Genomic DNA, 21,113 nt, shown 5'->3' with positions numbered 1-21,113 from the left:
TCGGCCAAACCACCTAAACCCTCAAAGGAGAAGCCCCGAAACTTGACCGCAACCTGACCCAAGACCACCATCACCCCGGGTCACTTCTCAGTGGAAATCCAGGGTCACTTCTCGCCGGAAATCAACACCGGAACGCCTGGGCGCTCCACCTTCGGCCGCGGGCGCCTCGCCTTCAGCCGAAGCCGGCTGTTTTCCCCAAGCCGGCGCGTGGTGGTGGCGGCCCGCATCGCCCGCCACTCCGGCAAGGCCTTCCGCTCGGCGCCGCTCTCGGCCCACCTCGCCTACCTGAAGCGGGACGGGGTCAGCCGAGAGGGAGACAAGGGCATCCTGTTCGACGCGGGCTCGGATCGTGCGGACGATCGCGCCTTCGCCGAGCGGTGCAAGGACGACCGGCACCATTTCCGGTTCATCGTCTCGCCGGAGGACGCAGCGGACCTCACCGACATCAAGGCGTTCACCCGCGACCTCGTCCACCAGATGGAAGCCGATCTCGGGGCGCACCTCGACTGGGTCGCCGTCGACCACTGGAACACCAACAACCCTCACGTCCATCTGTTGGTGCGTGGGGTGGACGAGACCGGCGCCGATCTCGTCATCTCCCGCGACTATATCAGCCAGGGGCTGCGCGCCCGCGCCCAGGAACTGGTGGAGATCGAGCTCGGCCCGAAGCCCGAGCACGAGGTCCGCCATGCGCTCGAAAAGGAGATCACCGCCGAGCGCTGGACCCGCCTCGACGCCGAGATCCACATCGCCGCGGATGACACCGGCCACATCGACCTGCGTCCCGAAAACCCCGGCGCCTCCGACCCCGAGATCCGCCGGCTGATGATCGGCCGGCTCCAGCATCTGGAGAAGATGGGCCTCGCCGCCCCCGCCGGGCCGGGCCAGTGGATGGTTGGGCTTGAGGCGGAGCGGGCGCTGCGCGACCTCGGCACACGCGGCGACATCATCAAGACCATGCACCGCGCTTTCACCGAGCGCGGGCAGGAGCGCGGCGTCGCCGATTATGTGATCGATGGCGCGGCGAGCCCGTCCCCCATTCTGGGCCGGCTGGTCGACCGAGGCCTGCACAACGAGCTGACGGGCGAGGCCTATGCCGTGATCGACGGCATCGACGGCCGCGCCCACCATGTCCGCTTCCGCGGCATCGAGGCCTTCGCGCACGCCCCGCCCCTCGGCGGCATCGTCGAGGTCCGCCGCTTCGGAGGCGCGGACGATGCCCAGCCGACCCTGGTGCTCGCCACCCGTTCCGACTTCGATCTCGCCCGCCAGATCACGGCACAAGGGGCGACCTGGCTCGATCACCGCCTCGTCGAGCGTGAGCCCGTGGCGATGGCTATGGGCGGCTTCGGCCACGAGGCACGCGAGGCCATGCAGGCCCGAGCCGAGCATCTCGTCGAGGAAGGCCTCGCCCGCCGCCAGGGCCAGCGCATCATCCTCCAGCGCGATCTCCTCGCGACGCTCCGCCGGCGCGAGCTCGATGCGGTCGGGGCGAGGCTCTCCGCCGAGACCGGGTTGCCGATGCAGAAGGCCGCGGCTGGCGAGCATGTCGCCGGGATCTACCGCCAGCGCCTGACCTTGGCCTCGGGCCGCTACGCCATGATCGACAGCGGCCTCGGGTTCCAGCTCGTCCCGTGGTCACGCGAGCTCGAGAAGAAGCTCGGTCAGCACGTGACCGGCACCGCGAAGGATGGCGGCGGCATCGAGTGGAGCCTCGGCCGCAAGCGCGACCTCGGCCTCTAGGCACCCGCGAACCGCAGACAAGGAGCGCCCATGTCCGCCACCAGGATCCTCTGGGGCCAGATCATCGTCGTCTTCCTCATCGTCCTCTTCACCACCTGGGCAGCGACGCAATATGTCGCCTGGCGGCTCGGCTTCCAGGCGCAGCTCGGGCTGCCCTGGTTCAGCCTCGCCGGTGTTCCGGTCTATTTTCCGGCGTCCTTCTTCGCCTGGTGGTTCTCATACGACGCTTATGCCCCCGACATCTTCAACCGGGGCGCGGTCATCGCGGCCTCGGGAGGTTTCCTCGCCATCGCGGTCGCCATCGGCATGTCGGTCTGGCGGGCCCGGGAAGCCAAGGCCGTCTCGACCTATGGATCGGCCCGCTGGGCCGAGCCGCCCGACATCAAGGCCGCCGGCCTCCTCGGGCCGGACGGCGTCGTGCTCGGCAGGCTCGGACGGGACTATCTGCGGCATGACGGCCCCGAGCACGTGCTGTGCTTCGCTCCGACCCGAAGCGGCAAGGGCGTGGGTCTCGTGGTGCCGACGCTCCTGACCTGGCCGGGCTCGGCCATCGTGCATGACATCAAGGGGGAGAACTGGCAGCTCACCGCCGGCTTCCGGGCTCGGCACGGCAAGGTGGTGCTGTTCGACCCGACAAGTCCGGAGTCCTCCCCCTACAACCCGCTCCTGGAAATCCGCCGCGGCGACTTCGAGGTGCGGGACGTCCAGAACGTGGCCGACGTCCTCGTCGACCCGGAAGGCTCGCTCGATCGGAGGAACCATTGGGAGAAGACGAGCCATTCCTTGTTGGTGGGCGCCATCCTGCACGTCCTCTATGCCGGAGAGGACAAGACGCTGTCCGGCGTAGCGGCCTTCCTCTCCGATCCGCGCCGGCCCATCGAGGCGACCTTGCGGGCGATGATGACCACCCGCCACCTCGGAGAGGCGGGACCGCATCCTGTCGTCGCCTCGACCGCGCGAGAGCTGCTCAACAAGAGCGACAATGAACGCTCCGGTGTGCTGAGCACGGCGATGTCATTCCTCGGGCTCTACAGGGACCCCGTGGTGGCGGAGGTCACCCGGCGCTGCGACTGGCGCATCACCGACCTCATCGCCGACGAGCGGCCGGTCTCCTTGTTCCTCGTCGTGCCGCCGTCGGACATCAGTCGGACGAAACCTCTGATCCGCCTCGTGCTGAACCAGATCGGGCGCCGCCTGACCGAGGACCTCCACGCCAGGGACCGACGCCATCGCGTGCTGATGATGCTCGACGAATTCCCCGCCCTGGGCAGGCTCGACTTCTTCGAGAGCGCCCTGGCCTTCATGGCCGGGTACAAGATCAAGGCCTTCCTGATCGCCCAGTCGCTCAACCAGATCGAGAAGGCCTATGGTGCCAACAATTCGATCCTGGATAACTGCCACGTCCGCGTGAGCTTTGCTGCCAACGACGAGCGCACAGCCAAACGCATCTCCGATTCCCTGGGCACCGCTACCGAGATGCGCGCCATGCGCAACTACGCTGGCCACCGCCTCAGCCCCTGGCTCGGGCACCTCATGGTGTCGCGGCAGGAGACCGCACGGCCGCTCCTCACCCCCGGCGAGGTCATGCAGCTTCCCCCTGCCGACGAGATCGTCATGGTGGCCGGCACACCTCCGATCAAGGCGCGGAAGGCCCGCTATTACGAGGATCGCCGCTTCACCGAGCGGATCCTGCCGCCGCCCGATCCCGCACGGACGACCAGGACCCGCCGCGAAGACGGCTGGTCGACCCTGGCGCCGCGGAAGCCGGACACTGAGCTCGTCGCCGAGCTGGTCAAGGCCGAGGCGGACACCGCCAACAGCGGCCTGCGCCGTGAGCCCGAGCTCCCGGACCACGTCGCCATCGCCAAGGATGGCACGCCGGCAGGAGCCGCGGACGAGTTCGCAATCGTCCTCGACGAAGAGCCGGACGACACAGTCCAGCAGGCACGTGTCCTGCGGCAGCAGATGCGCGGCGTCGCAAGGCAGGCGGCGCTCGACCCCCATGACGGCATCGATCTGTGAGGATGGCCATGCGTGACCGGATGAATGTGTATTTTCCGCCGCAGATGCTCAAGGAGATCACCGAGCTGGCCGAGCGCCGCAAGCTGTCCCGCTCGGCGATCGTCGAGGCGGCGGTCGCGTCCTTCCTCTCTCCTGACGGTGCTGAAAAGCGCGAGGCGGCCTTTGCCCGTCGCCTCGACCGCCTCTCCCGCCAGGCCGCCCGCATCGAACGCGACCTCCGGGTCACGGCCGACACGCTCGCGCTCTTCGTGCGGTTTTGGCTTACGATCACGCCGCCGCTGCCGAGCGACGCCCAGGCCGCCGCGCAGATCAAGGGACGAGAACGCTACGAGGGATTCGTCGAAACACTCGGCAAGCGCCTCCAGAAGGGCCAGAACTTTCTGCATGAGATCCCGGACGACGTCTCAGGACAACCGGTGGCGGAGGAACCGAACCGCACTGACGCAAGGTAGCCAGATCCGGCAGGAGTCGTTAACACATCAGCAGTGTCTGTTCCCCGTCGGCTGAGCACGAACGGCGAGCGACGGGCAGTCGTGACCCTTAGGCGAAGTTCATGGTGTCCGGTTTTGGGGATTCCGCTGGTTTGGCTTGTACGGCGAGATGGAGCCGCTAACAGACGGGCAGCTTTATACATGTATTCATTACAATACGCCCCGCTTCAAAGACAAAACCAAGTATATTCAACGCTAAATGAATGTTTAGTTTCGTCAACAATAAAATTTAAACACAGTATCTAAGTCACGTTTACATTAGATGTATCTTGAACATCATAAATGTTTCTTGAAAATCCGGACTGCAGCCGGTGATCGAGAAGGGCCTGAATGATGTCCTGGCAATTCTCCATCGTGGGAATGATCTTCCCCTCCTCGTCGAATGTGATCGACAGGCCGAACAGGGCTGCATTCTGACGGAGATTGGCCATGAACACCGGATCCTTATAGTGCCCCTTCTGACGTATTGCAGATGCACGGCGGAGCTGAATTTTGTTTTCGCCGACATGCTGCAACAAGGCTTCTAAGCTCGTAAACACACTTGAAAATTCGCTTTCCTCCCTCAAGAGTTTGAAATCTTCGACATGCGCAGCCTTGTAGCCCAGGACCGATTCAAAATTCGGCTTTGAGGAAATAAGTATCTTATCACCAACGACAAAGAAATCGACATTCCGGGATATACTGAAGCCAGGATCCGTGACTAATCCCAGCGTATGGTCGCTAAAGTATACAGAGATTGATTGCAGGCGCCGCTTGGTCCGCCATGACGCATCTGCCTTTCGAACCGCATAAAGCGCCCTATCACCGACGACTAGCTTAATGGCATAAAATTCTGTATTCTGAATAGCTTTGAGATCGCGAACTTTTTTCCTATCTACGGCTGCGTTTGCCTGGTCCAATACCAGGCCTGCATGAGTCTCCACGGTCCCAATTGAGAGAGCGCTTCCTTCATTGGCCTGGGTCAGCAAACCATACTCTTGAACTTCGGTGATGCGGGCTCGTTCGTTTGCGACCGCCTGCCTCATAGCAGCGTCCAAATCGTCAGTCGTATCCACCCACCGGCCTGTGAACACAGGCTGGCCGCCCCTTGTGGACTTTTTGAAGACCCACAACTGAACAGAAGCCTCGCTTAGCGAGAACTCCTTGAGCTCATCAAGGGCCACCATTTGCGTCCTCCAAAGACGGCTGCTTTATGATAATTATTGCTTGGACCACGGCGTGCTTATAGGTCTCACCCGCCGCCAGATGCACTCTGGAAAGCGCGCGGCCTGTGTACTCTACCGAGTCGGCGGGATATCTATAACTTACCTCGTATAGCTGCCACTTAAAGACGGTAAGCAGTGGATTGAGTATTACCTGACCAGATGCGTGCGTGATCCAAAACATCCAAATCATGAAGATAGAAAACCCTATGAACTTACCTATTTCTTGGTAGTCGATACTCATAAATGAGACAACATAGGGGAGGACGTAATTCATCAAATCGGCCGGCGTGTGCTTCACAGATTTGATAATTATCTGATTTTTGGGTTTCACTGAACTCAGCGCGAACACCGAAATGATGAGACAAGCCAGACATCCTAGGAAAAAGGGAAAGGCAAAGCCGGGATTTTTGAACGGGGCTTTGCAGGTGGCATCGAGAATAATCCACTCCCAGCAGCTAGGCGCGGCATTGGTTGCGTAGTCATAATTCTGCGCCAGCAAAATCATGCTCAATGGCAGATACGACCCGGCAAATATAAAGAACGATATAGGAGTTCTGAGCTTCACCACACACCACAAGCTTACGCGCTAAGTGGAACCTTCGCAGTTGGGATCCACTTAAGTCAAGGGTGAACGTTGAGATTGCCACAACGTCCGCGCGGTCGGCCAAGAAAGTAAGGAGGGTGCCGGCAAAGACAAACGGCAAAATGGACCTGGCATCCCCTCGTCTTCGTTGTTGGACACGGTGGGCGCGCCCCTCGGTGTTCGGCACAGGGTCGAGTTGCCCGGTGTGAGCTAGCCACTCGGCGCAATGCTCCCAGAGCGCACGTAGGGTCTGGACAGCGCTGGCATCATCGACCTTCTGTAGGAAACATCGCAAGCGCTTGCCTTTCGACCCGTGTTGTTCCGCATAGGCCGGATCATCGATGTCGACATTGAGCTCGCCGACAAAGAAGGCCGCGAAGGAAGAGTCGGAGAAGCCGAGCACATAGCCGCGCCCGCGGATGAAATCCACGAGGTCGTTGACGAGTCTCAGATCGATGGGGCGGATCCAGCTAATGGCTTGTCCTCTCGTGAAAAGCGGGTGGAACACGGTGTTGTCTGATGATGAAGTTGACAACATTGCAACCGTGACGTGAGATCAGTTCGGGAGAGACGTTGCGGAAGCAGTGGGCGGCCCGTGGTGTGCCGGAGACGGGGGACGTATTGAACCGGGATGCGCGGCGGGTTAGCGCGAGCTTCGAGGCGGCCGACGATCTGCTCTGGCAGGCGGTTGCGGGGCGGCTGCGAACGCTCGGGGCCGTCACGCTCGGCCGCTCGGGCCGAATCGGGCCGCTCGTTGAACTGGCAATGGCGATGGCCGCATGGCCCGATGCTTACCGTACCGTGACCGTCGAACCGCCAGTATTTTATCAGCTTACGCGTGCGCTCGGGGAGGGGGCGATCAGTGGCGCCGGCGCCCGCGATCGGGCAGGCGTGTTCCCGTTGTCGCGCTTCGATCCTGACGGCGACGGCCCCGAACGGCCGGTCTGGGATCAATGGGCCAAGCATGCCGAGAATGCGGCTGTGGTGGCGGGACTGGCTAGGGGACTGGCTGTCGGGCTGATGGGTGCCCTCGGCGAGCTGCTGGACAATGTCTTCGAGCATAGCGGCAGGCCGGCGAGCGGCGTCGTCGCCTATGCCGCGAGCGACGGCGCGTTCGAGTTTGTGGTCGCCGACGCGGGTCGTGGCATGCTGGCCAGCCTGCGCGAGAACCCCGAGTTCGCCGGGCTGTCAGATTCTGGAGCTGCGCTGCGGGTAGCCGCATCCGACGGCGCGTCGCGGCACGCGCGAAGCTCGGGTCACGGCTACGGCATCGGTCAGTTGTTTCGCGCACTCGCACATGATGCGGCTGAGCTACGATTTCGCAGCGGCGACCACGCCCTGCGGCTCTGGGGGGATGCCCCGAGCCTCACCGGGCAGGTGGAGTTGGCGCAGAAGGCCTGGCTGGATGGGCTCGCCGTCTCGGTACGCTGTGCTCCTGAGACGCCGCATCGGCGGCCGTAAGCGCAAGGTGGGCCTAGCGAAAGTCTCATAGGATGCGCGCACCAAGGCAACATTGTGCGCGAGGAGATCATCAATTGGCGTACCCTCAGGGGTCGGGAACTTCGCCCATTTCAGGCGACCCGTTTCGGTCAGATAGGCACGCCGCCGCCGGATGGTCCGCGAGAAAGCTTCGGTGTCGATCAGGGACACCCGAGTGAAATGGCTACGCAGCGCACTGAGCTTGCGACCGCCACCTCGAATGACCAGCGCGAGCGGCCGGTCGACGTGATCAGCGAGGGCGCAGAGTTGGGCCACGTGCCAGTCGATCCGCCCCCCACGGCCTCCGCCGGTTGCGAACTCGAAGGCGAGGATCTCGATCTCAGGACGTTCGGCGATGAACTCGGCCCACCGAGCATAGTCATGCTGGGTGCGACCGTTCACATGCAAGGCGGCTGGCAGGCCAGCTCCCGCCATCTCGGTCCAAACTAGGAGGATCCGCTTCATCGCATGGAGGTTGTCGGTGCGCGGGACGTCGGTCAGGACGCTGTAGTTGGGCGTCGTGACGAGGGCGACGTCGAGCGCCTTCAAGGCGTCGAGTATCGTGGCGCGCTCCTTGAGCTCCCACCAGCGTTCGATCGGACCGTCCTTGTCGACGCCGGTGATGATGATCGTCGCGCCCTCAGGAATGAGGAAACGCGCCGCAAGCTCGGCACGGGAGGCGACGTGCGGCTTGCCGGTCGCGAGATTGACCAACTCATAAAGCGAGATTGAGACAATCGGCTCATCAAGAGTCGCCGCGCGCCCATAACGGTGGTCCACGAAGGGCACGATTGCCGGCAGTTCGGGGATGCCGTTGTACGGAGCGCGCGGTACGTTCTCGAATCCAAGGCCTCCGACCTCTCGCATCCGGGCGACAAACTGGCGCGGGTTGAACCGGCAGACCATGTCGCACTTGTTCTTGTCCCGGCAGGAACAGAGGTCCTGGCAGTCGAGGATGCCGGCATCGGTGTGGACGCCGCCGCAGCGATCACGTTCGAGGCAGGTCGGGCACCCCAAGGACGGCGCGTGACGCGTAGCGTCGTCCCAGAGTCGCTGTGGGTGTGGGAAGTGGCGCGAGGGCTCATGGGACGGCCGTTCGGTCATTTCAAGGTGATCTCCGCAGTGTCGCCGAACAGCCCCACGCGCTGGAGCGTGCCCTCGGCATAGCCGCCGCTGTCGCGGATGGTGGTGGTCAGCTCGGGCGAGGGGTTGGCCACCCGCCCAATGGCGCGCAGGCCATCGCTCACGATAAGGCCGTCTGCCGCGGTCTGGACGATCAGCGTTTCGCCCGCCTTAATCCGGGAGCCGGCGTTCAGCTGGGCGGTGACGGTGCGCGCGGCTTCAGACATCGTGAGGTCGAGGAGCGTCGGCGCCTTCAGGCGATCGAGGCCGCCGTTCCAGCGCTTGCGCCAAGACTTGCCGGCCTGCGCACGGATATAGTCGAGGCCCATCAGGCGATCTCCAAGAGCGGACTGAACGATTTGGATTTGCCCTGTTTGCGTTCGACCAGCAGGCCCTTGGTCGCCAGCGCTGACAGCCGATTGTTCCAGGCCGTCGGCCCAATCCCCTGGCTGGCGAAGCGGATGGCCAGCTCGGGGGCGGTGATGGCGCCGAGCTTGATCACCGCCTCGAAGGTCGAGCGCTGGGCAGGATCGAGTTCGCCGATCAGCCGGGCGCTGATGACGCGGTCCTGCGCGTCCAGTTCGCAGCTCCAGATTACGTCGCCGCGGGCGCGAACGAAGAAGTCCAGCTCCTCGGTGACGGCTGGGAGAAGATTGGCGACGACCGGGTAGACGTTGGGTAGGGACTGCCTGGCGTAGTCGCGGAATCCGATCACTGCCTCGCGCAAGAAGGAGGCGGTCGCGACCTCTATCCGGTCGAAGTCGAGGAAAGCGGGCGTCGGCATCTCCGATGTCAGCGTCGCCGCGATCAGCGTGCTCAGCAGCTTCCGACCCGGGATGGCGCCCGAGAGGACGGCTTGGCCGTCAGTCAGATCGATCAATCGATGCCGCAATTCACTACCCTCACCTATATTGCGTGAGAATAGTGAGATTGCCCGGTGCCGTCAAGGCTATCCAACGCTACGCTGCCGCTTTCCTCGACCTACTGAGGGCGTGCCGCGCCTCGCCTTTGCCTTGCTCGCGCTCGATCACCGTTAGGAAGGGTGCCGAGAACCGTGGGTTCCAAAAGTTGGAGTTAATCCACTAGGCGTGCCGGGAACGTGCCGGCGCCATCCTTCCACCGCAGGGTCACGCATCGGCCGCGCGTTGATTGAGTTGGCCTCGGAAAAGCTCCTGGAGAATGAATATGAGCAAGGCGCCGAGCACCGGCGCGCTCAGGCGGAGCCATGGCATGTCGCTTGTCCATCCCATCCAAGAATTGGCTGCCTGCGCCAGGCCAAATGTATAGAGGTGGCCCCGCCATTCATCATAGCTCGACAGGATGGTGAAGACGGTCGCCGCACAGATCGGCAGAACCGCTGATTCGATGGAATGACTTACCGTGCCCCGCGCTACCCGCGACAGACACCAGAGGCCCACGGCTGTGCAAGCGATCGCGATGACAACGCCGAGGCCGGTTGCCGCAGCCCAAACCTTGCCGGAGAGATCATACGCCGTCGTCGCCAGATCATCGCCGAGGCTCTCCAGGCTCATTGGTGCTCCGCTTAGTTCACCGAGCGCAGCCAGTTGCACCGCCAGGCTGAAGAGCAGGTAGCCCAGCACATAGAGGTTGATGTGGGGTACCATGCCGGCCACAACCAATGCAGCGGCAAGGCCGGACGCACGAGAGAGGCTGATTCCGGCTTCGTGCTTTTCAGCACCGACGATGAGCATGGCGACGCTGGTTGCCTGTAGCGCGACATTGGCGGCCGTCGTCAGCAGATGATCGAGCGCGCCACCGAACAGCAGTGGCGTGACGGGATTGAGCGGCAATAGCAGCGCGACCAGCAACGACAGAGCGAAATACCGCAGCTTTGGCGTGGCTAGCCTGGATCGCTCTGAAAGAAGAGCCGCGCGCTCGCCGGTTGAAAAATGGGTGAGCGAGGGTGACAGCAAGGAATGGCGCAGTTCCTCGATCGAAGCCGCGCGAACGCCGGAATCATTTGCCAGCGCGGCGCCAAATGCTTCGAACCCACCCACGAACTGGCCGGCTGCAATGTCGGCGCGCAGTTCCATAAGCGCGATGAGGAAGGCGGCATAGCGACGACCGGCCAAGTCCAGCGCCACCGCCGCCCAATAAGCGACCACGCCAATGATGATCGCCGCGGCAAGATGGCCGGCTATGGTGGATGTAGGCAGCCCGGCGATGAGATCTTCCACGAGAGCGTGGCCCGCCAGAAGAAGCGCTACGACGAGGATCATGCTTTTGACCAGTCGCGCCACGGCTTGTATCGCAGCAGCGGCGGCTTCCAGCAGGGCAAAGCGCGGAGGATCTCGGAAAATGAGATGGGCGATCTCATGGGCGAGGATGCCTCGGCCAACAGGATCCTCACAGACCGCGCGCTCCCAGAGCGCCGAGCTGACATGCAGTTCTGACTTTCCGCCGACCATGGCGGCATTTGCCATCACGTTGAAATTGGAGAACCAGAGCACAGAAGGCACATGGAGCGGTTTCCCGCCAGAAGTCGCCCACAGCTCGGCAACGAGGACCCTGAGCTTTTCCCCGGGCTTGCCGGAGGGCGGGCGCAAGCGCCGAACCGCGCGCGCCTGCGGCAGCGCGAGCGCGCGGTTACCGGTGATGGCACCCAGCGAGAGCAGGGCGCCGGTGCTCGCGAGCCACATTGTCAGCCAATTCGCCTCGACGATTGCGCCCATCCCCGGAAACAGATGCAGAACCATATATGCTGACAAGGCAAACAGGAGGGACGGCAGGATCACAGCTGCGACGGGAAGGATGAGCACGACAAAGACAACGAGATGGACGCGGATCTCGAAGCTCGTTGCGGCAAGCACCGGGCCGCGAACAATATGATGCGGTCGGTGCCTGTCGGTCATGGCGCTGTTATTTCTTCCGTCAGTAATGGGCTCTTGACGGTCTGAACAAGACGCTCGACCTGGTCGGCGGCCAAGCCCTGGCGCTCTGCTTCCGCTCGGATGAGGGCGGCATAGCGGGTCGGGAGGTCAGGCTTGTCTGACCATAGCCGGCCGACCGCCGCTTTCACCGCGTCGATCGTCAGGATCGCGAGCTGCTTTCCGCCCTGCTCGGTGAGTTCCTTCAGGTAAGTGGCCCAAAGCTGTTTTGCCGCCTCGACGACGATGGGAATGAGAAGCGGCCCTATAATCTCCGCCCCGAAGTCACCGCCCTTCCGGTCGAAGCGCCGCATTTCCTCCAGCGAGGTGTCGAGGTCCTTGCCCGCCTCGATATCGGCCATCAGGCCTTCGGTGTCGAGCGCCGCGATCTCTTGGCCGTCGGCTTTCAGTGTTGCCGTCGCCAACCAGAGTGCCACTTCATCTTGCCTTGCCATGTATTTCTCCACCGGGCTGGCCGGGTTCGAGGAATGCAGTCCGCCAGATCGCGCCTGCGATGACCGCGCCGAATTCGGCTGCGGCCTTAGCGAAGCCGGAGGAGGTACCGTGGATTTCGTCCACCCAGTCGCCTTCCTTCAGCGTTCCGCGCACGTAGAGAATCACATTGGGTTGTCAAGTAGATTAAGAGCCGCTCTGAGAGCTTCGAGCTGACGAGGGTCGGCTGCACTGTCCCAGTATTTGGTATGGCTGAACCACGTCGCAGGGCCGCGGAGCGCCGCGAGGTCGATATCGTGGATCGCGGGGCCGAACACGCCGCGAACAGGGCCTGAGATCAAGTCCCCCTGAACGATAAACCGCGCCGGATCGAAGATATTGGTCCAGCGCACGACGCCGAACACCGCAGCATGATGCAGTTCCCAGGTCTTATTCTCGTCCCGCCGAGGAAAACAAAACAGCTCCGTCTTTGCCGGATCCGCCGGCACCGGAAAGCCCCCCGCGGCCAGGACAGCAGCGACATCGTCTGGATCGAGACATTCGCGCACCGGCGGCGCCGTCGGCATCTCCCGCTCTACCTGGCGCCGTTCGAGGTCCGGCCGGTCGGCTGCCATCAGGAATTCGGCGTGCGCGAGGGGTGAGCCGATGGTAACGAAATCCGACAGGATCCAGCGCCGGATCGGCTCCTTCTGGCCGGCACCCGGTAAGGCCCGCGCGGCCAAAAGGCGTCGCAGCCGGTGTTGCGCATCGTTCCAAGTTGCGAGCGCCGCGGGCTCGTCAGCATTCGCCTCCAGCCGGCCTGCTGCGACTTCGAGATCGCGCAGCGCATCGAACTCTGCCGTGCCCTCCGTGACGCGTCGCGCGCCATACTGGCGTGCCCAGAAGAAGGCCAGAAGCTCGTAGGCGAGGATCGTACCGAGGCTGTGTCCGACGAGGATGATGCGGTCGTATTCCGGATCGTCGTGGAGAGCTTCGAGGAGGGTGAGGCCACGCTCGCGGACCGCCTTGCGCGCGGCGATGTTTCCAGGTGTGGCCTGGGTATAGCGCACCACCCGACCGAAGGTCTGCTGCACCAGCTTGTGGAGGCCGACAGTCGCCGCCGCGATCACCGCGAGAACCAGCCAACGGCTATTGCCCGCCTCCGGAATGGGGATATTGAAGACGGTGGTCTGAGGCGGAATCGCCGCCCAGAGTGCAACCAGGGAGAACAGGATGGTGATGACCCACAGGGCGACCCAGGCTGAAAATACCCTGGCCGGCACGCGGTGCGAAGGGTTGCGCCACAGGAGAAGCCGGAGCCAGGCGAGGAAGTCCTCCCAGGGGGAGCCCGCGGTCAGGTCCGCCCAGTAAAGCTCGTAGAAATCTGAGCGCACGCCGCGGTCGAACACCCCCGGCACGGGCGTGCTCTGCCGCGTGGTGATGCGGCGCAATTCCAGCGAGCCGGAGCGCTCATCCGGCTTGCTCCAGACTTCAGCGGGGTTGGGCATGCCGTTCTGCGTTACCTGCGGATCCCGCTGCCAGACGGTCTCGACGAAGCTCTTGATGGTGTCCATGGGGCGTTGCTCGCCCATGCCATGGACGAGCACGATCGCCTGTTTCGGAAAGCGCGGCGCGATCGCACCGGGGGAAGCGACACGGGGGCCAGCAGCCGCCTCCGAGGTGGGCTGTGAATTCGCCTGTGGGCCGGTATCCGCGGGCGCAGAAGGTCGAGCGTCATGAGCCACGTTCGATCACCCCATGAATGAAGCTGATGCCAGGGCTCTCCCCATCGCCGCCGAACGGGCCCGAGATCCTCGGCGGGAAACCGTCGTCACCTGGGGCATGCGCCAGAAAGAAAGCCCCCGCGGGGACAGGAGCCCGCAGGGTCACGGCACCCACGCCGCGGACACCTCCCGCGTTGCCGGCCCGCGCCATCGCCCGATGCGCCAGCATGGCGGTGACATCCAGCAGCTCGGCCACCGTGAATGACCAGTCGGGCGCCGAAGCCGGCGGTGCCCCGGCATACCAGACCGCAGGAGCTCCTGTGGAGGGCGCGCCATCGGCCAGCTCCGCAAGAAAGCGCCCCAGTGAGGCGCCGTGCGCAGTCTGGAACGGGACCGGAGCCTTGGGGGCGATCTGCCCCCAGAACGGCGGAGCGCCCGCGAGATCGATACAGCCATAACGGCCGCATGCGTCTGCCTGCTGCGCGAGCTCGCTCTGGAAGTTTCGGCTCCGCCGGTCGTACGCGCGAGGCACGAAGGTAAAGCTCGGCCACTTTTGCATCAGGTGGAGCTGCGCCGCGGGCTTGCCGCCGCGGATGACAACGCTGCCGCCGTGGTCGAGTTTCGCCTGGACCAATGCCGCCTGCCGCGCGTGGATGCCTCCGTTATGATAATCCATGACCAGAAGCAAATCCGCCAGCTCGACCGGGGCGTCAGGGTGAGCAAAGCTCACCTGTGGCGAGGCGTGGCAGAAGACGCTCGTCACGTTGAAGCTGCAGCCGTGAGCGGCGAGCAGCGGGCGCCAGGCCGCGGCGATGCCCGGCGGCGCGTTCACGACAACCTGCGCCACCGTATCTACTTCCCCGAGCCGAGGCGGGCCTGCACAGACGCCGAGGACCCGAGCAATCTCGGTTTCCGCAGCATGGATGAGTTGGCCGATAGGCAGAGGTGGCGTGCGCATGGCTTGCGTCTTTCGTGTCGGCCCTTCCCGTCAGCTCTGGAAGGGAATGGTGCGGCCTGGCTGCCGCGCTTGATCGCGCGTGTAGGAGACACCATGCACCTTGGTGCCATCTGCATTGAGCAGGGTGATGATGCCGCCTTTGTTGGACAGGGCCACCGGCAAGACCACGTCCACGAGCAGCGTGGCGCCCGGCGCGATGGTGCCTTTCAGCGCCATGGCGTTCTTCTGCTTGTCCTTGATGGCCCAGCCGGTGAGATCCACAGGCACGTCTGCGGTGTTGAGCAGCGTGACCGTCTCGTGCTCGGGGGTTTTCACGTCGTTCACCAGGGCGCCGATAATGCGCACCAGGCCGTCCGGCACGTCGAATGGCGGGATCTGGTCGCGGTCGACCGGGGTATGCGGCTCGCCGACATGGTCGGGATCGGCGGGCAGGAAGGGATTGGCCTGCCCGTCCTGCGTATGCCAGGCTTGGCTCTGGAACTTCAGGAAGATCGCCACCCACTGCTTCTCCCGCGGGAACTCGAACACGAGCCCGCCGTCCTGGAAGGGGCCGTTGTCGTCCGCATAAGGTCCCGGCGGATTGCCCTGGTTCATGTGGATGTCGTGGATGCCGCGCCCCGGCTTGAAGCCGAAATAGCGGTCGGCCTTGTCCGCCTCAGGTCCCCATGTCTCGCCGAAGGCGTAGATCCAGGCCTCCTCGTCCGACATGGCGCGCTGCACATAGGCATCGATCTTCTCGTTGAGGTCGTTGTCCGGCCCCGCCGCCGACATGGGCAGGGGCTTGAGCTCCCACGGCTGCATCAGGTTGGACCGGATGAAGTCGAGCGCGATGCCATCCGGCTTGGGCGGTGCGGGATGAAGGCCCTCGGACAGCGCTCCGAGTTTCTCGGTGACGGGATGCTCGAACCGCGACCGGACCAGGAACTGGACCTCGCTGCTGTCCTGCGAGCGGACGTTTATGGCGATGCGGTGCGGCGTGCCGTTTTCCGACACCAGCACCTGGTAGTGCGGGCTCGATCCGGTAGCGAGACGATTGTTGATGGGCCGCCCCTTCAGGACGGCATAGTTCTTCAGTGGCATGGGACATCCGTCGAGCGAGGTTAAAGGAAGACACCGCGGCCGATCGGCCACGGTGCGGCGTTCAACGCGAGAAGAGCTTGCGGTCGCGCTCAATCTGGGTACCCGCTTCGTAAAAGCGCTCGAACCAGGACGCCTTGCCGCTGATCGCTGTCGGCTTGCGCAAGGCCAGCGACCGAGGGGCTTTGGCGGTCGCGAGCCGCTTGCCGTCGGGGCCGAAGGCCGTGTCCATTCGATTGCGGAACTGCAGGTGGTCGAACACGCGCATCGCCTCGATCGCGTAGGCGATCGCGACGCCGCGGTCCTCGATCATGATCAGATGGTCGCCGTTCTTGTTCTCGCCCGACGGCGAGAAGTTGCTCGAGCCCGTGAAGACCTTCGCAGTCGGCAGGTTGAAGTCCGTCACGACGAACTTGTGATGGACGTTCCGGCCCTTCCCGCCGGACCACTCGGAGCGGAACGGTTCCGGCGCCTTCGAGCCCAGGAAGCGGAAGTCGACCAGGCCCACGCTGCCGTCCGGCTTCACCAATTCCAGCCCGCCCCGCCGATCGACGGTGCCGCAACTGAAGATCGGGCGATCCATGAGCCGCTCGAAGGCCGCGAGCGTCGGGCCGGATCGCATCTGGCTGAGGAACGCCACCGAGTAGAGTGCCGAGGAGGTGGCCTGGTCAATGGCGGCCGCGATGGGATTGAGCGACAGATCGGTGTCGGAATGCGGCGAGAAGCAGAGCTTGATGGTCGGCTTGCCCGCCGTCGCCGCGACATGCCAGGTCTTTGCGAAGTCCGTGCCGCGAAAGCCGCGCGGGTCGCCGAACGCCGCGTCGAACATGGTCCCGAAGAGTGTCGCGACCTCCTGTGAGGTGAACACGAGCACGTTGTTCGATTGGATGTAGAGGCCCCGGAACGTGAAGTTCGTGGAGCCGCAGAGCACCTTCTCCGGGGCGCCGTCCTTCCCTCGCTGGACGAAGACCTTGTGGTGCTGGAGGTTATGGAAGTGCGTGCGGCGGACCTGGGCGCCGCTTGCCTCGAAGCGCCCGGCACTCCGGCTCTCGCAGCTGTCCGGCAGGTCGTGCCCGTTCGGCTCGCCGTCGTCGTCCCGCGAAGAGGAATCGTCGATCACGATCCGAAGGCGAGACCCCAGTCTCTCGAGCCTTTCGACCACACCCGGCTCGTTGAGGTCGTAGGCTAACGCGTCGATCGTGACGTTCTTGTCCTCGGCCGCCTTGTCCAGAAAATCGTAGATCAGAGCTTTGGCCTCGAAGCCCAGCCAGTCGTAGACGCTTTCGCCCCGATCGTTCTTGAGGTCGAGCTTGGCGAAATCCAGGCCGTCCTTCGCATCGCGCGGAATGATGCCCGCATTGTTGCCGAACTGCTCGCGGTAGGCCTGCGACGAGGCGAAGTTGCGGGTGAAGCCCACGTCGAGGAAACCTTCGTGCGTCTCGTGGGAAAGGTCGATCCCCAGCTCGATGCGCGTGCCCCGCACCAGTTCGCCGTCGCGCGGCATGTGCATCTTCGTGGCGCGGTAGCGATACTCGCCGTCCTGTGGCATCCAGGGGAAGTGCACCCAGCGGAATTTCTGGATCGGCGCTTCGCTCGTCGGGAACTGACGGTCGCCGGTCACGTCGGCGCCCGCGCCGGTCGCATATTCGAATGCCATGCGGTTGCGCAGTTCGACGAAGCGGTCCGAACCGGGAGAGCGAACCTCCAAGGCGAACCCGACGAAGTCGTCCTCCGGGGCATCGACATCGAAGCCGAGCATTGCCATGCGCTCGCCGCGCCAGAGCTTGAAGCGAAAGCCGTCCCGTTCCGCAGTATCTTCGTACCGCATCGCAGCCTATCCCCCCAATATATCGCGCTCCGCGAGTAGGAGCCGACCTAAGCCATCATTGAGTGAATTCGACTGCTTGTCTAGGATCAGCGTGATTATACTTTGCCGACCAACATTTTCATTACTACTTTCAGGGGACTTGTGAATTGTCGCGGCGTTCGGCGCAGCAACCTAATCGAGGGCGATAGCGCAGCGGCATGCGTTCGGTTGGATCGCCTCGCCGCATGGCACCCAATTAAAAGATCATTGTTTCATTCGAGAGGGGTATGATTGGAGACTGCGTCAGGGCAGTCCGTAGACGCCGCTAATTGGCAGATCTAGGTCCAGTTTCCGGCAAGTGTTAATTTCCGTTTCCGGTGTCAACGAACTATCTATTTGGGTTAGCGGCGGATGCCGGTTGCCAAACTGCTCCGGTCGTTGGCAATTGGGGGGCTTGGATTGGCCATCTGCCCAACCTTGAGCGCTTCCAATTTGAGGGCGCTCTACCTAGAAAGTCGTCGGCATTCCCGTGATGTATCCCACTGCCGCACCCAGCTTGCCGCGCGCGTCGGCGTAGTTCTTCTCGATCAGCAGATCGAGAATCTTGTAGACCTTCGCGTGAAGGCCGCCCGTAACAGCGCCGGATGCGTCCTTCTTGAGTTCCCAATCCGCTGGATGCTGAAAATTGCTCATGATGTAGGTGAAGCCGTTCACCTTGTCGACGGCATGGAGACCGGTCGATTCGGCGCCGGATGGCGTCGAAAGGATGCGTGTCAGTTCCCCGGTGTCCACATTGTAGGCCCAGAGAAAGTTGTTGACGTGCATCCCGCTGTCTTCGCCGATGAAGAGGGTCCGCATGTCTTCGTTGAACTTGATGTTGTCCGGATTGGCGATCAGGTTCGGGTCGGCGAAGTTGCCGAGGGCGTCCTGGGTGTCGAGATCCTTGCCCACGACGGCGGCCTGGGTGAAGACCGGGACCCACTCGCTGTCGATCGGCGCGCCAGTGTCATCCACCTGCCCGCCGGACAGCTTGTGCATGTAAACGATCCCCGCCTTGGGCCCGTCCACCTTCACGCCGCCCGAGCCGTCCTTCATGGCGGCCTGAATGTAGCTCATCGCCGAATAGGCGATCTTGTCCCGGGCGTTGACCGTGGTCCCTTCCATCTTGGTAAAGCCCAGGCTGCCGCCCTTGTAGGGCGCATAGCGGTGGGTTTCCAGAAAGGCCGCGGCGAGCTCCTGGCCGGGTGCGAACTTCACCCATTCGGTCTTGCCGTCATAGGGGATCTTAGTGAAGCTCGGGTCCTTGGGGTCCTCGCGCCTGACCTCGACGATATCGGCCGCGGTGAGCTTGTCCGCGAGCGCCTTGATCTCCTCGCTCGTGGCATGGCCGAGCTTGACCCAGGACAGATCGGCGCTGCCGCCGTTCTCGGCCGACTTCTGCGTCCACTTGGCGACATAGAGCGTGCCGGCGCCGAGCTTTCGCGGCGCATCGGCGACGAACATGAACAGGCCGCCATTGGTGGCATCGTCGCCCATCAGCGCGGTGCGCTCGTCGGGCATCACCTGCACCAGCTCATGGGAAATGCGGCCCATGCAATAATGCTTGGTGATGGTGCCGGTGCCGTCGGCGTTGACCGTCACTTCCGGCATGTGGCCGTAATGATAGGGATTGGCCTTTTCGGGATCGCCATACAGGTTCTGGCTATAGGCCCGGAACGTCATGTCATTCTTGGCCTTCGTCGCGTCGGGTTCGTATTCCTCGCTCGACAGGTGGGTGTTCCAGGGCGTGATGCTGGCGCCGCAGGTGGTCCACAGCCCGTTGATCGGGCTGCTATCGACCGGGAAGTACTTCACGAGCTTCAAAAGGCCGGTCTCAGGGTTCTGGTCGAGCGTGATGATCGCCATGGGCGCGGGCAGCGTCTTGTAGGTTTCCGCGCCCGCCGTGTTCTTCGTCATGTATTCGAACTGAACGACGTGAAACACGGGGTTTCCCCGGACCCCGTCGACGGCGGCGCCCTCGACGGTCAGCAGGCTGCTGCCATCGGGGCAATCGGAAAAGAATTGCGGCTTCGTCTCTCCCGCCGCGCTGGCGTCGAGGATCGGCCTGTTGTGGATGTCGTAATAGCCGCCGGCAACCAGCGTCCCGCCCTTGCCGTCGGGAACCGCCTCGCCGGTGATGAACAGCGGCTGATATCCGAGCTTGAAGGTCTTCCTGGAGCCGTCCGCATAGGTGAGCTCCATGGCGGACTTCACCGAGGTGGTCGCCATCTGCGCGGCATCGTCGAGGGTCGGGGCATCCATCCCCACGAAGCGAGCGCCGGTGACTGCGCCGGCCGCGGCCATGCCGGCGCCGAATACCGACGCGATGGTCCCGCCGGCCAAGGGAAGGAGTGGCAAGCCGCCGATGAGCTTGAGCGTGTTTCTGCGCGTGAGATCCACTATGCCCGTCATCACGGCCTCTCCAATGAAAAGCAATGTTTCCGAAGGTAAAGGGGCAGGTTGAAAACTATTCCACCCAAGTGGTGGTCACCATCGCTCCGCTTTGTCACGAACTTATGACGAGTTGTAATTCATCTAGGCGGTGTGGACGGATTCCCCCCGGTTGAGCCTCTGGGGATTCCCTTTTCGTCGTTTCGGTGATTCATAGCGGGTCGGCTTTTGGCGAGGTCGACCATGCTGACGCGAATGACGGACGAGGATTGGGCGGTGGCGCTGGAGGTGTTCCACGCCTGCCGTTCACGGCGCGGCGACAAGGGCCGCGACGACCGCAACTTCCTCGAAGCCATGCACTATTTCACCGTGCACAACATCACCTGGCGGGCTCTCCCACCCGAGTTCGGGGCCTGGAACAGCGTCTGGAAAAGGTTCTGGCGGCTGCGCCAGGCCGGCGTGTTCGAGCTGTTCTTCGAAACCCTGGCATCGCTGAGCCGCACGGCCGATCTGGTCCAGATGTTCGATTCCACCGTGGTGCGCGCCCACGTTTCCGCCGCCGGGGCAAAAGGGGGCAGGAGAGCCAAGCCCTCGGCCGTTCGCACGGCGGCTTCTCCACCAATATCCACCTCAAGAGCGACTTCGACGGCCAGCCGATCGCCTTCCACCTGACCGGCGGGGAGGCCGGCGACAGCCCGCTCTTCAAGCTGCTGCTGGATCTGGGGCCGGACGTCACGCCGCGCGCGGCGCTCGCAGACAAGGGCTATGACGCCAAGGCCAACCGGACCATCGCCCGGGCGCGCGGCATCGCGCCCGCCATCCCGTTCAAATCCAACGCGAAGGAGCGTCCGGCCTTCTTCCCGAAGGCGCTTTACAGGGGCCGCGCCCGCATCGAGCAGTGCTTCGGAAAGCTCAAGCGCTTCAAACGCGTCGCCCTGCGCTGCGAGAAGACCGAACGCAGCTTCGCTGCCATCGTTGCTCTCGCCTGCAGCTTCATCCTCATCAAATCCGTCCACACTGCCTAACACTACAGTTGCGTTTTCGGTTTGAGATGGGCTTGGTAGGCTGTGGCCTGGTGGGCACGCCGGAAGCTTGACCATGCGAGGATGCGAGTCGGAGGTATCGGCCGTTGAGCTAGCTTCAAAGCGAGAC

General features: G+C 63.5%; 18 protein-coding genes and 1 pseudogene. 5 read left to right on the top strand and 14 right to left on the bottom strand.

Annotated features, from left to right (window positions below; genetic code table 11):
- Nucleotides 1-90: 90 nt before the first annotated feature.
- Genes K9U41_RS14100 through K9U41_RS14090 form a run of 3 tightly spaced genes read left to right on the top strand, consistent with a single transcriptional unit; the run spans nt 91 to nt 4,217 of the window.
- On the top strand, nt 91-1,743 hold the full coding sequence (locus tag K9U41_RS14100) for a relaxase/mobilization nuclease domain-containing protein (protein WP_282641479.1): 1,653 nt from the start codon (nt 91-93) through the stop codon (nt 1,741-1,743).
- A gap of 30 nt (nt 1,744-1,773) precedes the next feature.
- Nucleotides 1,774-3,765, top strand: coding sequence for a conjugal transfer protein TraG (locus tag K9U41_RS14095; protein WP_282641478.1), 1,992 nt, complete (start codon nt 1,774-1,776; stop codon nt 3,763-3,765).
- An 8-nt stretch (nt 3,766-3,773) separates the two neighbouring features.
- Complete coding sequence (locus K9U41_RS14090) at nt 3,774-4,217, top strand: CopG family transcriptional regulator (RefSeq protein WP_282641480.1); 444 nt, start codon at nt 3,774-3,776, stop codon at nt 4,215-4,217.
- A gap of 281 nt (nt 4,218-4,498) precedes the next feature.
- Here the strand turns inward: K9U41_RS14090 and K9U41_RS14085 are convergent, their stop codons facing one another.
- From K9U41_RS14085 to K9U41_RS14020, 14 genes are all read right to left on the bottom strand, one after another.
- Nucleotides 4,499-5,422 carry a Kiwa anti-phage protein KwaB-like domain-containing protein gene (locus K9U41_RS14085; RefSeq protein WP_282641477.1) on the bottom strand — a complete coding sequence of 308 codons (924 nt, stop codon included), beginning with the start codon at nt 5,420-5,422 and terminating at the stop codon, nt 4,499-4,501.
- Nucleotides 5,409-5,960, bottom strand: a complete 552-nt coding sequence (locus K9U41_RS14080; protein WP_282641476.1) for a hypothetical protein — start codon at nt 5,958-5,960, stop codon at nt 5,409-5,411. The genes K9U41_RS14085 and K9U41_RS14080 overlap by 14 nt, the downstream gene beginning before the upstream one ends.
- Entirely contained in the window at nt 5,941-6,552 is a 612-nt protein-coding gene (locus K9U41_RS14075) for a hypothetical protein (RefSeq protein ID WP_282641475.1), read from the bottom strand. The genes K9U41_RS14080 and K9U41_RS14075 overlap by 20 nt, the downstream gene beginning before the upstream one ends.
- An 803-nt stretch (nt 6,553-7,355) precedes the next feature.
- Complete coding sequence (locus K9U41_RS14070) at nt 7,356-8,627, bottom strand: DUF4417 domain-containing protein (RefSeq protein WP_282641474.1); 1,272 nt, start codon at nt 8,625-8,627, stop codon at nt 7,356-7,358.
- Nucleotides 8,624-8,974, bottom strand: a complete 351-nt coding sequence (locus tag K9U41_RS14065) for a hypothetical protein (protein WP_282641473.1) — start codon at nt 8,972-8,974, stop codon at nt 8,624-8,626. Before K9U41_RS14065 ends, K9U41_RS14070 begins: the two co-directional genes overlap by 4 nt.
- A complete protein-coding gene (locus tag K9U41_RS14060) occupies nt 8,974-9,525 on the bottom strand; it encodes a hypothetical protein (RefSeq protein WP_282641472.1) in 552 nt (183 codons plus the stop codon). The genes K9U41_RS14065 and K9U41_RS14060 overlap by 1 nt, the downstream gene beginning before the upstream one ends.
- Before the next feature lie 247 nt (nt 9,526-9,772).
- Nucleotides 9,773-11,518, bottom strand: a complete 1,746-nt coding sequence (locus tag K9U41_RS14055) for a hypothetical protein (RefSeq protein ID WP_282641471.1) — start codon at nt 11,516-11,518, stop codon at nt 9,773-9,775.
- Nucleotides 11,515-11,988, bottom strand: a complete 474-nt coding sequence (locus K9U41_RS14050; RefSeq protein WP_282641470.1) for a hypothetical protein — start codon at nt 11,986-11,988, stop codon at nt 11,515-11,517. Before K9U41_RS14050 ends, K9U41_RS14055 begins: the two co-directional genes overlap by 4 nt.
- Nucleotides 11,972-12,154, bottom strand: a complete 183-nt coding sequence (locus tag K9U41_RS14045) for a hypothetical protein (RefSeq protein WP_282641469.1) — start codon at nt 12,152-12,154, stop codon at nt 11,972-11,974. Before K9U41_RS14045 ends, K9U41_RS14050 begins: the two co-directional genes overlap by 17 nt.
- A complete protein-coding gene (locus K9U41_RS14040; protein ID WP_282641468.1) occupies nt 12,151-13,539 on the bottom strand; it encodes a hypothetical protein in 1,389 nt (462 codons plus the stop codon). Before K9U41_RS14040 ends, K9U41_RS14045 begins: the two co-directional genes overlap by 4 nt.
- A gap of 160 nt (nt 13,540-13,699) precedes the next feature.
- Nucleotides 13,700-14,536, bottom strand: coding sequence for a hypothetical protein (locus K9U41_RS14035; protein WP_282641466.1), 837 nt, complete (start codon nt 14,534-14,536; stop codon nt 13,700-13,702).
- A 141-nt stretch (nt 14,537-14,677) separates the two neighbouring features.
- The gene (locus K9U41_RS14030) at nt 14,678-15,727 is read right to left on the bottom strand and encodes a DUF2278 family protein (RefSeq protein ID WP_282641465.1); all 1,050 of its coding nucleotides are present in this window, start codon (nt 15,725-15,727) and stop codon (nt 14,678-14,680) included.
- Nucleotides 15,728-15,788: 61 nt separating this feature from the next.
- Nucleotides 15,789-17,552, bottom strand: coding sequence for a phospholipase D-like domain-containing protein (locus K9U41_RS14025; RefSeq protein ID WP_282641464.1), 1,764 nt, complete (start codon nt 17,550-17,552; stop codon nt 15,789-15,791).
- A gap of 486 nt (nt 17,553-18,038) precedes the next feature.
- On the bottom strand, nt 18,039-19,982 hold the full coding sequence (locus K9U41_RS14020; protein ID WP_282641463.1) for a PhoX family protein: 1,944 nt from the start codon (nt 19,980-19,982) through the stop codon (nt 18,039-18,041).
- A 222-nt stretch (nt 19,983-20,204) separates the two neighbouring features.
- On the opposite strand from K9U41_RS14020, the pseudogene K9U41_RS23965 reads away from it, so the two are divergent.
- A pseudogene (locus tag K9U41_RS23965) lies at nt 20,205-20,372 on the top strand (transposase); the annotation flags it as partial.
- Nucleotides 20,345-20,986 (top strand): IS5 family transposase, encoded by a 642-nt coding sequence (locus tag K9U41_RS14015; RefSeq protein ID WP_432715796.1) that lies wholly within the window; start codon nt 20,345-20,347, stop codon nt 20,984-20,986. The pseudogene K9U41_RS23965 and the gene K9U41_RS14015, both read left to right, overlap by 28 nt.
- The last annotated feature ends 127 nt before the right edge of the window (nt 20,987-21,113 follow it).

The organism is Xanthobacter autotrophicus (assembly GCF_029991245.1).
Lineage (GTDB): Bacteria > Pseudomonadota > Alphaproteobacteria > Rhizobiales > Xanthobacteraceae > Xanthobacter > Xanthobacter autotrophicus_C.
The sequence above is the reverse complement of the archived record's forward strand: the minus strand, read 5'-3'. Positions and strand labels throughout refer to the sequence as shown.

Coding starts and splice junctions, on each gene's coding strand:
- K9U41_RS14065 (WP_282641473.1), bottom strand. CDS start 8,974: ATGGGCCTCGACTATATCCGTGCGCAGGCCGGCAAGTCTTGGCGCAAG.
- K9U41_RS14040 (WP_282641468.1), bottom strand. CDS start 13,539: ATGGACACCATCAAGAGCTTCGTCGAGACCGTCTGGCAGCGGGATCCG.
- K9U41_RS14020 (WP_282641463.1), bottom strand. CDS start 19,982: ATGACGGGCATAGTGGATCTCACGCGCAGAAACACGCTCAAGCTCATC.
- K9U41_RS14090 (WP_282641480.1), top strand. CDS start 3,774: ATGCGTGACCGGATGAATGTGTATTTTCCGCCGCAGATGCTCAAGGAG.
- K9U41_RS14030 (WP_282641465.1), bottom strand. CDS start 15,727: ATGCCACTGAAGAACTATGCCGTCCTGAAGGGGCGGCCCATCAACAAT.
- K9U41_RS14050 (WP_282641470.1), bottom strand. CDS start 11,988: ATGGCAAGGCAAGATGAAGTGGCACTCTGGTTGGCGACGGCAACACTG.
- K9U41_RS14070 (WP_282641474.1), bottom strand. CDS start 8,627: ATGACCGAACGGCCGTCCCATGAGCCCTCGCGCCACTTCCCACACCCA.
- K9U41_RS14085 (WP_282641477.1), bottom strand. CDS start 5,422: ATGGTGGCCCTTGATGAGCTCAAGGAGTTCTCGCTAAGCGAGGCTTCT.
- K9U41_RS14055 (WP_282641471.1), bottom strand. CDS start 11,518: ATGACCGACAGGCACCGACCGCATCATATTGTTCGCGGCCCGGTGCTT.
- K9U41_RS14025 (WP_282641464.1), bottom strand. CDS start 17,552: ATGCGGTACGAAGATACTGCGGAACGGGACGGCTTTCGCTTCAAGCTC.
- K9U41_RS14095 (WP_282641478.1), top strand. CDS start 1,774: ATGTCCGCCACCAGGATCCTCTGGGGCCAGATCATCGTCGTCTTCCTC.